We start from the raw sequence: 14,778 nt of genomic DNA, 5'->3' as shown, positions 1-14,778 counted from the left end.
CGGTTAGAAGGCGGCATGCTGACGCTGCCCAACCTGTTGACGCTCTCGCGAATCCTGGCCGTGCCGCTGCTCGCGGGGCTGTTGTGGCAACCCGATTGGGCGCTGGGCTATGGCATCGCCTTTACCCTCTACTGCCTGATGGGCATCACCGATTATTTCGACGGCTATCTTGCGCGTGCGCAGGGGGCGGTGTCGAAGCTGGGCGTCTTTCTCGATCCGATCGCCGACAAGATCATGGTCGCCTCGGTCATCCTGGTGCTGGTCGCGGTACAGGTGCTGAGCGGGGTGAGCGTGGTCGCGGGCCTCGTCATCCTGCTGCGCGAGATCGCGGTGTCGGGACTGCGCGAGTTCCTGGCGCAGTTGCAGGTGTCGGTGCCCGTCTCGCGACTGGCCAAGTGGAAGACGACGCTGCAACTGATCGCGCTCGGCGGTCTCATCCTGGGCGGTGCGCTGCCCGGTTGGCCGTGGCTGCATGTGGCGGCCCTGGCGGCGCTCTGGGCCGCGGCGGTGCTGACGCTCGTCACCGGCTGGGATTATCTCCGCGTCGGCCTCAAGCATATGGATAGCTGATGACGCTGACGATCCTGTATTTCGCCTGGGTCCGGGAACGGATCGGACAGGCCGAAGAGACGGTGACGCCGCCCGAGCATGTCGTGACGGTCGGCGATCTGGTCGCATGGCTGGCGACGCGCGGCGGCGGCTATGCCGAGGCGATGGCCGAACCGGAGCGGCTGCGCGCTGCGGTCGACCAGAATTTCGTGAGCCTCGAAGCCGCCATCGGCAATGCCCGTGAGGTCGCGATCTTTCCGCCGGTGACGGGCGGATGATCAATATCCTGGTATCGGTCGCCCCGATCGATCTCGCCGAGGAAATGGCGCGGATCGAGGGACAGGATGTCGGCGCGGTGGCGAGCTTTTGCGGGCTCGTTCGCGCCGATGACGGGGTCGACTGCCTCGAACTCGAACATTATCCCGGCGCGACCGAGGCGGCGTTGAAGCGGATCGCACAGGAGGCGGCGGAGCGCTGGTCGCTTCAGGCCGCGACGATCGTCCACCGGGTCGGCCCGATGCGGCCGGGCGAGCGGATCGTGCTGGTCCTGGCGGCGGCCCCGCATCGCCGCGACGCGCTCGACGCCTGCGCCTATCTAATCGACCGGCTGAAGACCGACGCGCCCTTCTGGAAGCGCGAGACGCGGGGACAAGATGCGCGCTGGGTCGAGGCGCGTGACAGCGACACGGCGGCGGCCGAACGCTGGACTTCATAAAAAAGGCGAGGCCGAAGCCCCGCCTTTTCCTGTTTCGGCGATCCGCCGACTTAGCCGATCTTCGGCACGTTGATGCCGTTGGTCAGGTGCACGACCCCGTTGGTCGCCTGCACATCGGCCTTGTCGACATAGGCCTTCTGGCCGTTCACATCGGTCAACATGATATTGCCGTTGGGGCCGAGCTGCGCCGTCAGCGGCTGACCAGCGAGCGTTGTCAGCGTGGCGGTGCCGTTGCCCGCCGCGATCTGCGCCTTCAGCTGGTCGGCGGTTACCTTGCCCGACACGACATGGTATTTCAGGATCGTCGCCAGCGTGGCCTTGTTCTCCGGCTTGCTCAGCGTGTCGAGCGCGCCCGGGGGCATACGGCTGAACGCCTCGTTGCTGGGCGCGAAGACGGTGAAGGGGCCGGGGCCGGACAGATCGGCATTCAGGCCCGCCGTCGTGACGAGGCCTGCCAGCGTGCTACGATCCGGCGTCGCGGCCAGGATCTGGACGATGGTACCGGTTGCGGCGGGCGTCGCGCTGGTCGGGGCTGCTGGAGCAGTCTGGGCAGGCGCGGGCTGCATCGGTGCGGTCTGGGGCGCCGTCTGGGCCATGGCGGTACCCGCGCCGGTCAGGGCCGTGGCGGACACGAGAATGGCAAAGGTCTTCAACATGAATAGCATACTCCCGTTCTTCTGGCGGCGGAGCGGGGTCGCATCGCGCCGCATGGTGAAGGGCAGGCCAGCCGTTCCTCGAGCGAAACGGCCGTCCTGCTGGGAGTAACGCACTTAATCCAGTTTTGGCACCAAAACGCCGTTGACGATATGGATGACCCCGTTTGCCTGGGTCATGTCACCCGCCTCGATATAGCTCTTGTTTCCGCCGCTGTCGGTCAGGGTGATGACCGACTGGGTCATGCTGACGGTCAGCCATTCGCCCTGGACGGTCATCAGCTTGGCGGTCCCGCCACCGGCCGCGATCTGCTGTTGCAGGTCGGCGATACCGACGACGCCGGGCACCATATGAAAGCGGATCAGCTTGACCAGCGAGTCCCGGTTGGCGGGCTGCAACAGCTGCTCCTGCACACCCGGCGCCAGTCGGGCAAAAGCCTCGTTCGACGGTGCGAACAGGGTATAGGGGCCAGGGCCTGCGAGCGTCGTCGCGAGCCCGGAGGCGCGGATCGCGGCAACCAGCGACGATAGCGAAGGCGTGGCTGTCGCATTGTCGAGGATGGTGCGGGTCGGCACCATCGGCTGGTCCGGCTGCGGAGCCGCCGGGGTCGCGACGACCGGCGCGCTGGATGGGGCCGCAGGGGCCTCCCGCTGATCCCGCCCGCGTCCGCAGCCGCCCAGTCCGATCATGGCGATGAGCGGCAGAACGGCCACCAGCTGCCGTGCATTATGGGTCATGGGCGAAATCTCCTGTAGATGGGATGATATCGAAGGGGACGCGCAAGGCGCCGCCCGGGTTGCGCTTCACGCTGCTTCCGCGAGCACCTGTGCCAACAAACGAAAGTCCTTCTCGCGCGGGCTGGCGCGACGCCAGACTAGCGCGATCTTGCGCACTGCATTCTCGGCGTCGAGCGGCCGGGCGGTGATCTGGGTATTGTCCAGAATGCCCGAGCGCAGCGCCATTTCCGGCAGCATCGTCATGCCCAGGCCATTGTCGACCATCTGGACGATGGTGTGGAGCGACGTGCCGAGCATCGTCGCCTCGGCGCGCAGTTCGGGGCGGTTGCAGGCGGCCAGCGCATGGTCCTTCAGGCAGTGGCCATCTTCCAGCAGCAACAGCCGCGCCTCGTCGATCGCAGAGGCCGGGAAGGCGGCAGGCGGCGTCACATCCTCGTCGGTCGGGAAGGCGACGAACAGCCGGTCGTCGAACAGGGGCTCGGCCGTCACCTCGCCACAGGCATAGGGGAGGGCGAGCAGCACGCAATCCGTGCGACCGTTATGCAGACGCTCGCAGGCCGGGCCGCTCGGCTCCTCGCGCAGGAACAGCTTCAGGTCGGGAAAGTCACGCCGCAGCCGGGGCAGGATGCGCGGCAGCATGAAGGGCGCGATGGTCGGGATCACCGACATGCGCATCTCGCCCGACAAAGGCCGTCCGGCAGCGCGGGCCATGTCGCCCAGTTCGTCCGCCTCGCGCAGGACGCGGCGCGCCTTGTCGGCGATCCGCTCGCCCAGCGGCGTGAAACGCACGACACGCCGCGTCCGCTCGACCAGCGTCACGCCGATCAGCGTTTCCAGTTCGCGCAGGCCCGCCGACAGGGTGGATTGCGTGACGAAACACGCATCCGCCGCCCGGCCGAAATGGCCATGGTCCTGCAGGGCCACGAGATATTGTAACTGTTTCAGGGTCGGTAGATAGGTCGCGGCCATTGATCGTCTCAGTCGATTGCGATGTGACAAATAGCTTGTTGGATCAAAGGCGCCAGTCCCCATATCTGTCACGGCAACGAATACAGGCGGGCCAACCGCCGATCGTACGAGAGGATGGCTGAAGCCGAATTTTGTTGAAGAATGGAGGCTATTGCCATGTTGACCGTTGGAGACAAGCTCCCCGCATTCACCGTTCCCGTCCAGCAGGGCACCAACGCGCTGCCCGCCGGCGAGACGATCAGCGACACCTCCTATGAGGGCAAGTGGAAGGTCCTGTTCTACTGGCCGAAGGACTTCACCTTCGTCTGCCCGACCGAGATCGTGGGCTATTCCGAGCTGAAGGGCGATTTCGAGGATCGCGACGCCGTGCTGATCGGCGCGTCGACCGACACTGCGCACGTCCACCTGGCATGGCGCAAGTCGGACCCGGATCTGGCCGCGGCCGACTTCCCCTGGATCGCGGACAATGGCCGCGTCCTGGCCGATGCGCTGGGCATCGTCGACAAGAACGAGCATGTCGCCTACCGCGCGACCTTCATCATCGATCCCGACAATGTCATCCAGCACGTCACGATCAACGGCCTGAACGTCGGCCGGAACCCGGCCGAGACGCTGCGTGTCCTCGACGCGCTGCAGACCGACGAGCTGTGCCCGTGCAACTGGAACAAGGGCGACGACGTCCTCCAGCTCGCCGCCGAGTAATTCTGTCATCCGGGGGCGGTGACGTCCCCGGACCCAACATTTCCGACGCCCCGGCGAGGGTCGCTGGTCCATCGCGGATCGGCGGCCCGGACTGGGGCGTCGTTTATCCGGAGCAATCCCTTTCATGTCGCTCAAGGAATTTGCCGGGCAGCTGCCCGACTTCGCCAAGGACATCCGCCTGAACGTCGGCTCGCTGCTCAACGAGCCGGTGCTGAACGATCAGCGCAAGTACGGCCTGCTGCTCGCCTGCGCGCATGGCACCGGCCACAAGCCGCTGGTCGAGGCCGCCGAGGCGGAATGCGCCCCCAAGCTCTCGCCCGAAGCCGCCAATGCGGCGCGCGCGGCGGCGGCGGTGATGGCAATGAACAATGTCTATTACCGCTTCACCCACCTGGCCGGGAACCAGGAATATCGCAACATGCCCGCCAAGCTGCGCATGAACGTGATCGGTGCGCCGGGCATCGACAAGATCGATTTCGAGCTGTTCAGCCTGGCGGTGTCGGCGATCAACGGCTGCGGCATGTGCATCGACGCGCATGAGGCAGTGCTGAAGAAGGCCGGTGCCTCGGCCGAGGTCATCCAGACCGCCGTTCGCATCGCGGCGGTGATGCAGGCCGTGGCCACCGTACACTCGGCCATCGCGTAAAAATATCCTCCCCGGCACGGGGAGGGGGACCATGCGTAGCATGGTGGAGGGGGCTCTCCGCCAAGGACGGACTCTGCGGAAGCCCCCCTCCGTCAGGCCTTTGGCCTGCCACCTCCCCGTGCCGGGGAGGATTTATCCTTTAACCGCCTGATACAGCCCCCAGAGGCTGGTCAGGGTCAGGATCACCCCGACCAGCGTCAAAAGGGTTCGCGCCGGGACCCGCTTGGCCAGCATCGCTCCGAACGGCGCCGCACAGATGCCGCCGATCAGCAGCCCGACCGTCGCCATGGTGAAGGCGCCCCAGCCGAGCTGCGTGATGAACGTTGCCGAGATGGTCGCCGTCAGAAAGAATTCGGCCGTGTTGACCGTGCCGATGGTGGTTCGCGGCGCAGCCCCCTGGGCCAGCAGGTTCGACGTCACGACAGGCCCCCAGCCGCCGCCACCCGCCGCGTCCAGAAAGCCGCCGAGGAACCCAAGAGGCTCGACGATCTTGGGCTCACGCGTTGCCGCCTTGTGTCGCCAGGCGCGGATCAGCAGATAGATGCCGATGCCGGTCAGATAGGCCAGAATGAAGGGCTTCACCACGGCTGCATCGATGTTCGACAGCACATAGGCGCCCAGCGCCCCGCCGATCACGCCGGGGATCATCAGCCGCAGGAACAGCCGCCAGTTGACGTTGCGATGGACCGCATGGCTGATCCCCGAGACGGCGGTGGTGAAGGTCTCGACACTGTGCACGCCCGCCGAGGCGGCGGCAGGCGGAACGCCCAGGCTGATGAGCAGCGTGTTGGAAATCACCCCGAAGGCCATGCCCAGCGCACCGTCGACCACCTGCGCGGCAAACCCCACGGCCACAAACGGCAGGATGTGGATCAGTTCGGTGCTGGTCGGGTCCATCATGTCTCCTGTGCTTTATGACCGGCGGCCATGCCGTGTCCCGGCCAACGCTGCAACCGCGATAGAGTTTGCCCGATACCAAGCGAGAATGGGTCGATCTGGATTTTGGCCGGGCCTATGCCTAAATGCGCATATCGCATCTGGGGACATGCTCATGCCGAGCCGATTGGCCGCCTATCTCGATTCGATCCGGGCTCGCGATCCCGCTCCGCATTCGCGTGCGGAGATTTTGCTGTACCCCGGCGTCTGGGCGCTGGCCGGGCACCGGGTCGCGCACCGGCTGTACAAGTCGCGGGCGTTTTTCCTCGCGCGGCTGGTCAATCACTTCACCCGGTTCCTGACCGCGATCGACATTCATCCCGGCGCCAGGATCGGACGCAACTTCTTCATCGACCATGGCTTCGTCGTGATCGGCGAGACGGCGGAAATCGGCGACGACGTCACCATCTATCAGTGCGTGACCCTAGGCGGCACCAGCCCGGACAATGGCGTGGCGGGCAAGCGGCATCCGACCCTGATGGACGGTGCGATCGTCGGATCCGGCGCGCAGGTGCTGGGTCCGATCATCGTCGGTCCGCGCGCGCGGGTCGGCGCGAACGCGGTCGTCACGCGCGACGTGCCCGAGGGGGCGGTGATGGTTGGCATTCCGGCTCGCCCGACGATCGTCGAAGGCGGGGCTGCGCCCGAGAAGCGCTTCGTTCCTTACGGCACGCCCTGTTCCGAGATGTTCGATCCCCAGACCCAGAAGATCGAAATGCTCCGTTGCGAGCTGGAGACGATGCGGCGGCGGCTGGACGCGGTGCTGGCCGAGCAGGGCGAAGAGCGCGACCGGGCCTGATGGGGGTCGTACCCTTTCCCAAAGCGGCGGGGCAGGTGGGGTTCGACCGCGCGGAGTTGACGCGTATCCTCGACCTCTATGGCCGAATGGTCGCGGCCGGGCACTGGCGCGACTATGCGATGGACATGGGCCGCGATGCGGCGATCTTCTCCGCCTTTCGCCGCGCGGCCGAACGCCCCGAATTTCGGATCGAGAAGCGCCCGGCGCTGCGCAACCGACAGGGCATGTGGGCGCTGATCGGCGAGGGCGGGGCGGTGCTGAAGCGTGGGCATGAACTGGGGCCGGTTCTGGCCCCGGTCGAGCGGCGCCTCATGAAGCTGGTCGAAGAATAACCTGTCCCCATTAAAAACCGCCGGTCCCCGTGTCGGGAACCGGCGCCATTCTTACAGCCGGGTGATGGGCCGATTACTTGCCGCCACGCTGACGGCACTGGTCATACTGACCCTTTTTGCAGATTGGATAGCTTTTGAGGGGCGCCGGGGCCGGATAGGCCTGGGACGGGCTGGGCGCCTGCTGGAAGACGACCGGCGCGCCGGGCGCGGGCTGCGACGCCATGGGCGGCTGGGCGGGCTGATAGCCACCGGCGGTCATCGTGCCGGCGGTCACGGCGGCATTGGCCTGCATCGAACCCTGAGCCGACGCGTCGGTCTGGGTTTGCGTCGTGGTCGTATCGGTCTGCGTCGAGGCGCCGGCCTGCACCCCCGCCTGGGCGGTGGTGTCGGTCTGGGTCTGCTGGGCGAAAGCGGGCGCCGCCATCAGAGCGGTGGCGGCCAGAAAAACGAGCTTCATGCGAATCTCCTGTTCAGAAGCGCAAGTGCGTTAGCGCGTCGGGCAGAACGCCCCATGCCGCACTTGGCTCCCTCGTTTCGCTTGCGACCCGATCCTGACAGGCTTTTAATCAACCACCGGCATCGAGCGAATAGCCCGCCGAGCGCACCGTACGGATGATGTCGGGGCGGTCGCCGATGTTGATCGCCTTGCGCAGGCGGCGGATATGCACGTCGACGGTCCGGCTCTCGATATCCGAGTCATGTCCCCATACCGCGTCGAGCAACCGCTCGCGCGAGAACACCCAGCCGGGATGCTCGAGAAAATGCTTGAGCAGGCGGAATTCAGTCGGCCCAAGCGAGACGACTTCGCCTGCGCGGCGAACCTTGTGGCCGACCGTGTCCATCTCGATATCGGCATAGGTCAGCGCCTCGCCCGCCAGCGCCGGACGCACGCGGCGCAGCACCGCGCCGACGCGCGCGACGAGCTCTCGCGGGGAAAAGGGCTTGGTGACATAATCGTCCGCGCCCGTCTCCAGCCCGCGTACCCGGTCCTCTTCCTCGCCGCGCGCGGTCAGCATGATGATCGGCACGTTCGCCGTCTCGGCCGAGCGGCGCAGGCGGCGGCAGACCTCGATCCCCGAAATCCCCTCGACCATCCAGTCGAGCAGGACGATGTCGGGCGTGCTCTCCCGCGCCAGCAGCAGAGCCTCCTCGCCGTCGACCGTGTGGGTGACGTCGAAATCCTCGCGCTTGAAATGGAAGACGAGCAGTTCCGCCAATGCGGCGTCGTCTTCGACCAGCAACATCTTTACCCGTGCCATCGTGCCTGTTCCCTCAAGAAGGCAATGTGCCGCCGCGGTCCCGCTCACCCATCTGGGTGCCGGTGGCGGCGAAATAGACCATCTCCGCGACGTTCGTCGCATGGTCACCGATCCGTTCGAGATTCTTGGCGATGAACAGCAGGTGCGCGACCTGTCCGATCGTCTTGGGATTCTCGACCATATGGGTGACGAGCGTGCGGAAGATGGAATCGTAGAAATCGTCGAGCGCGTTGTCGCTGTCGCGGACCCGGATCGCCGCCTCGGCATCGCGCGCGGCAAAGGCGTCGAGCACGTCATGCACCATGGCGGAGGCGATCTTGGCCATGGCGGGCAGGATCGAGACGGGCTCGATCCGATCCTCGCTCTCGATCATTGGCACGCGCTTGGCGATATTCTTGGCATAGTCGCCGATGCGCTCGACGACGCTGGCGATCTTGAGCGCCGCGACCACCTCGCGCAGGTCGTTGGCCATCGGCGCCCGGAGTGCGATGGTTCGCACCGCCAGCCGCTCGACCTCCGCCTCGATCAGGTCGATCGCCTTGTCGTCCTCGCGGACCTTGCGCGCCAGTTCCAGGTCGGAGCGTTGCAGCGCCTTGATGGCATTGGCAATCGCCTCCTCGGCCAATCCGCCCATCTGGCTGATCAGCCCGCGCAGGCGGCCGATATCATTGTCGAAGGCTTTTACGGTGTGGTCCATGATCCTCGTCCTCAGCCGTAACGGCCGGTAATATAGTCCTTCGTCCGCTCTTCCTTCGGGTTGGTGAAGATGTCGGACGTCTTGCCGTACTCGACCAAGGTGCCGAGGTGGAAAAAGGCGGTGCGTTGCGAGACGCGGGCGGCCTGCTGCATATTGTGGGTGACGATCGCGATGGCGTAGCGGCCGCGCAGGTCGTGGATCAGTTCCTCGATGCGCGCCGTGGCGATCGGGTCCAACGCGCTGCACGGCTCGTCCATCAGGATGACCTCGGGGTCGACGGCGATGGCGCGGGCGATGCACAGCCGCTGCTGCTGGCCGCCCGACAGCGCGGTGCCGCTTTCCGACAGGCGATCCTTGACCTCGTTCCACAGGCCCGCACGGGTCAGCGAGCGCTCGACAATGGCGTCCATCTCGCTCCGTGAGGTCGCCAGGCCATGGATGCGCGGTCCGTAAGCGACATTCTCGTAGATCGATTTGGGAAAGGGGTTGGGTTTCTGGAACACCATGCCGACGCGTGCGCGGAGCTGCACCACGTCCATCTCGGGCGCATAGATGTCCTGCCCGTCCAGCCGCACGTCACCCGACACCCGCGCCGAGGGGATGGTGTCGTTCATGCGGTTCAGCGTGCGCAGGAAGGTCGACTTGCCACAGCCCGACGGGCCGATGAACGCGATGACGTGATCCATGTCGACATCGATCGAGATGTCATGGATCGCCTGCTTGTCGGCATAGGACACGCTGACGTTGCGCGCGGTTATCTTGGGGGTATTCACCAGCGTGTCTCGAACCGATTGCGGAGGTAGATGGCCAGCCCGTTCATCGCGAGCAGGAAGACGAGCAGGACGATGATCGCGGCCGAGGTCTTTTCGATGAAGCCGCGGTCGACCTGATCCGACCAGAGAAAGATCTGGACCGGCAGCACGGTCGCCGGATCGGTCAGCCCGCGCGGCGGCGCTGCGATGAAGGCGCGCATGCCGATCATCAGCAGGGCGGCCGTCTCGCCCAGCGCACGGGCCATGCCGATGATCGTGCCCGTCAATATGCCGGGCAGGGCCAGCGGCAGGACATGGTGAAAGATCACCTGCACCCGCGAAGCGCCGACCGCCAGTGCGGCATCACGGATCGAGGGTGGCACCGCCTTGATCGCATTGCGCCCCGCGATGACGATGACCGGCATGGTCATCAGCGCCAGCGTCAGGCCGCCGACCAGCGGGGCCGAGCGCGGCAGGCCGAAGCTGCCCAGGAAGACTGCCAGCCCCAAAAGCCCGAAGATGATCGAGGGGACCGCCGCCAGATTGTTGATCGACACCTCGATCATGTCGGTCCAGCGGTTCTTCGGCGCATATTCCTCGAGATAGAGGGCGGCCAGCACACCGATGGGGAAGGCCAGCGCCAGCGTGACGAGCATCGTCAGCAGCGATCCCTTTGTCGCCCCCCAGATGCCGACCCGCGTCGGGTCGGTGGCATCGGCATCGCGCAGGAAGCCCATGTCCCAACCGGTCGACAACACCCCGCGCGCCTGCAACTGCGCGACGACGCCCTCGGCCTCGGGCGTACCGACACCCTTGGCGGCGACGTCATAGCGGCTGGCGATCGGCAGTTCGAAGCGGACGGTGCGACGGAGCAGGTCGGGGTCGGCCTTGATCGCGTCGCGCACCACGATCCAGGCGCCGGGCGACAGCAGGTCGGTTCCCATCGGGCCGAAGGCGGTCGTCGCGGCGCTCTCCACCGCATCCTCCAGCCCGGCCCCGGCCAGCGCCAGATCGGCCCCGCGCCCCTTCAAGCGGGCGGGCTCGATCGGCAGTTCGGCAGCCGCGAGGTTGACCGGCATGGCCACCCGCGTCTCGGTAAAGCCGCGAAGCCCCTGCGCCAGCATGGTGATCAGCAGGAAGGCGAGGAACGCCGCCGACAAGGCGACGGCCGCCGCGCCCAGCCGCCGGAAGCGACGTTCCGCAGCATAGCGCCGACGCAGGCGACGGGCCATGGCGGGGCTGTCCCAACCCATGGCCGGAGGCTGGGAGGGCGGCTTATTCATAGGTTTCCCGATACCGCTTCACCACATTCAGCGCGACGATGTTGAGCAGCAGCGTGATGAGGAACAGCGTCAGGCCCAGCGCAAAGGCGGCCAAGGTCTTGGGGCTGTCGAACTCGGCTTCGCCGGTCAGCAGGTCGACGATCTGGCGCGTGACCGTGGTCGTGCTGGCAAAAGGGTTGGCGGTCAGCGTGGCGACGCCGCTGGCGGCCATGACGACGATCATCGTCTCGCCGATCGCGCGGCTGACGGCCAGCAGCACGCCGCCGACCACGCCGGGCAGGGCGGCGGGCAACATGACGCGGGTGATCGTCTCGGACGGGGTGGCCCCCATCGCCAGGCTGCCGTCCCGCATCGAGTTGGGCACGGCGGCCAGGCTGTCATCGGCCATGGACGAGACGAAGGGGATGATCATCACCCCCATGACCAGCCCGGCGGCCAAGGCGCTTTCCGACGAAGCCCACTCGATGCCGATCGCAACCGCGAACTGCCGGACGGCGGGGGCCACGGTCAGCGCGGCGAAATAACCATATACGACGGTCGGGATGCCCGCGAGCACCTCCAGCACCGGCTTCATGATACGACGCGCACGGGGGGCTGCATATTGGGTCAGATAGATGGCGCTCATCAGCCCGAACGGGATGGCGACCGCCATGGCGATGACCGCCCCGATGAAGAAGGTGCCCCAGAACAGCGGTACCGCCCCCAGCGACGCGCCGGGATCGCGCGGATCGATCGACTGGGGGCTCCAATGCGTGCCGAACAGGAAATCGGTGACCGGCACGATCGAGAAGAAGCGCCCGGCCTCGTAGAGCAGCGAGGCGACGATCCCGGCGGTGGTCAGGATCGCGATCAGCGACGCACCCAGCAGCAGTCCGAGCACCACCCGTTCGATCCGGGTGCGCGCCGAAAACTCCGGCCGGACGTGCAGATAGGCATAGGCGCCGCCCGCCAGCGCCAGCAGCAAGACGATGGCGGTGGCGATCCAGTCGATCCGCGTCTGCGCGGCGTCATAGGCGGGCGCGAGCGTCCGTGAAAGCGCATGGAAGGCACCATGCGCCTGCCCCGCCGCCAGCGCGCGCGCTTCGGACAGGATCGCCGCGCGCTCGAATCCGGGCGGGGGAAGCTGCACGGCGGCAGGGGCCTGGAGCACCATGTCGGTGACGAGCGCGGGGGAGGTCGCGGCCCAGATGGCAAGGAAGATCAGTGGCGGGACGGCGGTCCACAGCGCGACATACCAGCCATAATGATGCGGCAGCGAGCTGGCGCGCGTTCCCGACCGACGACGGAAGCCGAGCGCATGCATCCGCGTCGAGGCCCAGGCGATGATGCCCAGCCCGACCGTCAGGATCAGAAGGACTACGCCGTTCATGACGGCAGGTTCGCCGGATCGAGCGTGATTTCACGGCCAATGATGGCGCGCGAACGAGCCTGGATCGCCTCCGGCGAGGCGATCAGACCCCGGCGGACCAGCGGCCCGTCCTTGCCCCAGTTTTCGGCATAAAGCCGCAGGAAGGCGCGCAACCCTGGAATGGCATCGAGATGCGCCTTCTTGGCATAGACATAGAGGGGGCGCGATCCCGGATAACGGTCGGCGGCGATCGCGTCATAGGTCGGCTTGACGCCATTGATCGTCACCCCGTCGACCGTCTGGCGATTTTCCTCAAGATAGGAATAGCCGAAGACGCCGAGCGCGTCGGGATTGGCCTGGAGCTTCTGGACGATCAGATTGTCGTTCTCGCCCGCATCGATATAGGCGCCGTCTTCGCGGACGCGCGTGCAGAACAGGCGGTGCGCTTCGGGATCACGGGCGGCCAGCGCGGGTGCGCCCGGTTCGACTGCATCGCACCCTTTGGCCAGGATCAGCTCGGCCAGCGCGTCGCGCGTACCGCTGGTCGCGGGCGGCCCATAGACCTGAATCGGAATGGCGGGGAGCGCTGGATTGACGTCAGCCCAGGTACGCGCGGCATTGGGCTCGCCGCCGGGATGCGCCGACAGCGCGCGGTAGATATCGACCGAGGTCAGCGCCATGTGCGGCCCGCGCTTGGATTCAGCAAAGGCGATGCCGTCGATGCCGATCTGGATCTCCAGCAATTCGCCCGCACCGTGCGCCGCGCAGTCGCGATATTCGCTGGCTTTCATGCGGCGGGACGCGTCTTCCAGGTCGGGATGACCCGCCCCGATCCCGGCGCAGAACAGCTTCATGCCCGCACCCGTACCCGTCGACTCGATCACCGGCGCCTTGGCATCGGGATCGGCCGCGACAAAACGCTCGGCAATGATCGTGGTGAAGGGATAGACGGTCGACGAACCGACAGCCGTGATCTGCTCCCGCACGCCCGCGCCGCCGCCATTGGCCTGATCATGGCAGGCCGCCAGCGCGAACATCGCGGCGAGAAGGCAGGGCAGACGCATCGAGATCCTTGGAAACACCGGAACGGGTGCGAACCGGCGCTGCCACGCTCGCCATACCTCCGTGTGACATTTTTATTGTGGTTTTGTGACAGCGCTCTCGGAAGCGTTCTTTTCCGGTGTCTTCAGCGCCGGCAGGCGAACCGTCACGGTCGTCCCGACGCCCACCTCGCTGGCGATTTCCAGCTTTCCCCGATGCCGCTCGACAATGTGCTTCACGATGGCGAGGCCCAGTCCCGTACCGCCGATGCTGCGGCTCCGGCCCGAGTCGACCCGGTAGAATCGTTCGGTCAGGCGCGGCAAATGGCTGGCCGCGATGCCTTCGCCCCGGTCGGCGACGCTCAGGCGCAGCATGGGCCCGTCGCGATCCAGCCTGACACGCACCGGCGTTTCCGCCTTTCCGTATTTCATCGCATTGCCGATCAGATTGTGCAGCATCTGCGACAATTGCGCACGGTCACCCGCAATCGGCGGCAGATCTTCGGCCAGTTCGCAGCCAATGTCGTCGGCGCGTGGCGAGCCGGAGTCGAGGAACTCCTCCCAGACATGGTCGACCAGTTCGGCCATATCGACGGGCTGGGCGGGCTGGCGATACTTGTCCGCCTCGATCCGGCTGAGCGAGATCAGGTCCTCGACCAGCCGCTGCATCCGCCGTGCCTCGTCGAACATCACCTTCAAGAAGCGCGCGCGGATTTCCGCGTCCTCGCCCGCTTCGTCGCCCAGGGTCTCGATGAACCCCAGGATCGAGGCGAGGGGGGTGCGCAATTCGTGGCTGGCATTGGCCACGAAGTCGACGCGCATCCGCTCGGCGGCGTCGTGTGCGGTCTGGTCGATCAGGTGGACGATGCGCTGGCCGCTCGTGGTATCGGCCACGCGCATTTCCCAGCGCTGTTCGAGCGACCCCAGTCCGACGAGAGAGATCGGATGGTCGGGATCGGTCACGCCTTCCTTGGTCAGCAGACGTTCGGCGGCCGCGGGGTGCCGGATGGCGATGCGGGCATCCTCACCGACGATATGCTTGCCGAGCAGCCCGCGTGCCGAGCGATTGGCCAGGATAACGCGTCCACCCTCGATCAGCAGCACCGGCTCGACGATCGCGTCCAGTGCTTCTTCGAGCAGCGGAGAGAGGCCGGTATGGCCCTCCTCGGCAGCGGGATCCTCCTCGGCTTCGTTCGGCACGCCCTCACTGGCGACCAGGGCGGCGGCGATCCCGCCGACCAGCGCAATGATGGCAGGCGCCGGTCCTGCCGTCAGGAACACGACAGCGGCGGCCACGACGACGACGACGATGGCCCATAAGGTGCGAATGCCGAATCCCATGACGTGCCGATGTAGCGGC

General features: G+C 66.4%; 19 protein-coding genes. 7 read left to right on the top strand and 12 right to left on the bottom strand.

Annotated features, from left to right (window positions below; genetic code table 11):
* Window positions 1-15: 15 nt before the first annotated feature.
* From pgsA to ASF14_RS11820, 3 genes are read left to right on the top strand one after another with little or no spacing between them, the layout of a single operon-like run.
* Window positions 16-570 (top strand): CDP-diacylglycerol--glycerol-3-phosphate 3-phosphatidyltransferase, encoded by a 555-nt coding sequence (gene pgsA, locus ASF14_RS11830; protein ID WP_056434972.1) that lies wholly within the window; start codon window positions 16-18, stop codon window positions 568-570.
* Window positions 570-827 (top strand): molybdopterin converting factor subunit 1, encoded by a 258-nt coding sequence (gene moaD / locus ASF14_RS11825; RefSeq protein WP_056434971.1) that lies wholly within the window; start codon window positions 570-572, stop codon window positions 825-827. The genes pgsA and moaD overlap by 1 nt, the downstream gene beginning before the upstream one ends.
* Complete coding sequence (locus tag ASF14_RS11820; protein WP_056434970.1) at window positions 824-1,264, top strand: molybdenum cofactor biosynthesis protein MoaE; 441 nt, start codon at window positions 824-826, stop codon at window positions 1,262-1,264. Before moaD ends, ASF14_RS11820 begins: the two co-directional genes overlap by 4 nt.
* 50 nt (window positions 1,265-1,314) lie before the next feature.
* Here the strand turns inward: ASF14_RS11820 and ASF14_RS11815 are convergent, their stop codons facing one another.
* From ASF14_RS11815 to ASF14_RS11805, 3 genes are all read right to left on the bottom strand, one after another.
* A complete protein-coding gene (locus ASF14_RS11815; RefSeq protein ID WP_082442239.1) occupies window positions 1,315-1,920 on the bottom strand; it encodes a fasciclin domain-containing protein in 606 nt (201 codons plus the stop codon).
* Between the two features lie 114 nt (window positions 1,921-2,034).
* Window positions 2,035-2,655, bottom strand: a complete 621-nt coding sequence (locus tag ASF14_RS11810) for a fasciclin domain-containing protein (RefSeq protein ID WP_236697036.1) — start codon at window positions 2,653-2,655, stop codon at window positions 2,035-2,037.
* A 66-nt stretch (window positions 2,656-2,721) separates the two neighbouring features.
* Window positions 2,722-3,624, bottom strand: a complete 903-nt coding sequence (locus ASF14_RS11805; protein ID WP_056434969.1) for a hydrogen peroxide-inducible genes activator — start codon at window positions 3,622-3,624, stop codon at window positions 2,722-2,724.
* Between the two features lie 156 nt (window positions 3,625-3,780).
* Between ASF14_RS11805 and ASF14_RS11800 the strand changes: the two genes are divergently transcribed.
* Together ASF14_RS11800 and ASF14_RS11795 are read left to right on the top strand one after the other, a co-directional pair.
* Window positions 3,781-4,326: a peroxiredoxin gene (locus ASF14_RS11800; protein WP_042488670.1), complete on the top strand. Its 546-nt coding sequence runs from the start codon at window positions 3,781-3,783 to the stop codon at window positions 4,324-4,326.
* Between the two features lie 124 nt (window positions 4,327-4,450).
* Window positions 4,451-4,972, top strand: a complete 522-nt coding sequence (locus ASF14_RS11795; RefSeq protein ID WP_056434968.1) for a carboxymuconolactone decarboxylase family protein — start codon at window positions 4,451-4,453, stop codon at window positions 4,970-4,972.
* A 132-nt stretch (window positions 4,973-5,104) separates the two neighbouring features.
* Here the strand turns inward: ASF14_RS11795 and ASF14_RS11790 are convergent, their stop codons facing one another.
* Entirely contained in the window at window positions 5,105-5,869 is a 765-nt protein-coding gene (locus ASF14_RS11790; RefSeq protein ID WP_156361172.1) for a sulfite exporter TauE/SafE family protein, read from the bottom strand.
* Window positions 5,870-6,023: 154 nt separating this feature from the next.
* Here ASF14_RS11790 and epsC point away from each other — a divergent pair, with 154 nt between their 5' ends.
* Both epsC and ASF14_RS11780 read left to right on the top strand, forming a co-directional pair.
* The gene (gene epsC, locus ASF14_RS11785) at window positions 6,024-6,707 is read left to right on the top strand and encodes a serine O-acetyltransferase EpsC (protein WP_056435381.1); all 684 of its coding nucleotides are present in this window, start codon (window positions 6,024-6,026) and stop codon (window positions 6,705-6,707) included.
* A complete protein-coding gene (locus ASF14_RS11780) occupies window positions 6,707-7,039 on the top strand; it encodes a DUF2794 domain-containing protein (protein ID WP_056434966.1) in 333 nt (110 codons plus the stop codon). The genes epsC and ASF14_RS11780 overlap by 1 nt, the downstream gene beginning before the upstream one ends.
* A gap of 73 nt (window positions 7,040-7,112) precedes the next feature.
* On the opposite strand, the gene ASF14_RS11775 is transcribed toward ASF14_RS11780, so the two are convergent.
* The 8 genes from ASF14_RS11775 to ASF14_RS11740 form a co-directional block, all read right to left on the bottom strand.
* Window positions 7,113-7,496 carry a hypothetical protein gene (locus ASF14_RS11775; RefSeq protein ID WP_056434965.1) on the bottom strand — a complete coding sequence of 128 codons (384 nt, stop codon included), beginning with the start codon at window positions 7,494-7,496 and terminating at the stop codon, window positions 7,113-7,115.
* Between the two features lie 109 nt (window positions 7,497-7,605).
* Window positions 7,606-8,298: a phosphate regulon transcriptional regulator PhoB gene (phoB, locus tag ASF14_RS11770; protein ID WP_042488715.1), complete on the bottom strand. Its 693-nt coding sequence runs from the start codon at window positions 8,296-8,298 to the stop codon at window positions 7,606-7,608.
* Between the two features lie 13 nt (window positions 8,299-8,311).
* Entirely contained in the window at window positions 8,312-8,998 is a 687-nt protein-coding gene (gene phoU, locus ASF14_RS11765; protein ID WP_056435378.1) for a phosphate signaling complex protein PhoU, read from the bottom strand.
* 8 nt (window positions 8,999-9,006) lie between these two features.
* Window positions 9,007-9,768, bottom strand: coding sequence for a phosphate ABC transporter ATP-binding protein PstB (pstB, locus tag ASF14_RS11760; RefSeq protein WP_236697035.1), 762 nt, complete (start codon window positions 9,766-9,768; stop codon window positions 9,007-9,009).
* Complete coding sequence (gene pstA / locus ASF14_RS22280) at window positions 9,765-10,979, bottom strand: phosphate ABC transporter permease PstA (protein WP_236697034.1); 1,215 nt, start codon at window positions 10,977-10,979, stop codon at window positions 9,765-9,767. Before pstA ends, pstB begins: the two co-directional genes overlap by 4 nt.
* A 43-nt stretch (window positions 10,980-11,022) precedes the next feature.
* Complete coding sequence (gene pstC, locus ASF14_RS11750; RefSeq protein ID WP_056434962.1) at window positions 11,023-12,399, bottom strand: phosphate ABC transporter permease subunit PstC; 1,377 nt, start codon at window positions 12,397-12,399, stop codon at window positions 11,023-11,025.
* Window positions 12,396-13,442 (bottom strand): substrate-binding domain-containing protein, encoded by a 1,047-nt coding sequence (locus ASF14_RS11745; protein WP_056434961.1) that lies wholly within the window; start codon window positions 13,440-13,442, stop codon window positions 12,396-12,398. The genes pstC and ASF14_RS11745 overlap by 4 nt, the downstream gene beginning before the upstream one ends.
* 72 nt (window positions 13,443-13,514) lie before the next feature.
* The gene (locus ASF14_RS11740) at window positions 13,515-14,759 is read right to left on the bottom strand and encodes a sensor histidine kinase (protein ID WP_056434960.1); all 1,245 of its coding nucleotides are present in this window, start codon (window positions 14,757-14,759) and stop codon (window positions 13,515-13,517) included.
* Window positions 14,760-14,778 lie beyond the last annotated feature (19 nt).

The sequence above is a fragment of the Sphingomonas sp. Leaf257 genome, from assembly GCF_001422185.1.
Lineage (GTDB): Bacteria > Pseudomonadota > Alphaproteobacteria > Sphingomonadales > Sphingomonadaceae > Sphingomonas > Sphingomonas yabuuchiae.
This window is presented reverse-complemented; position numbering and strand designations above follow the sequence as displayed.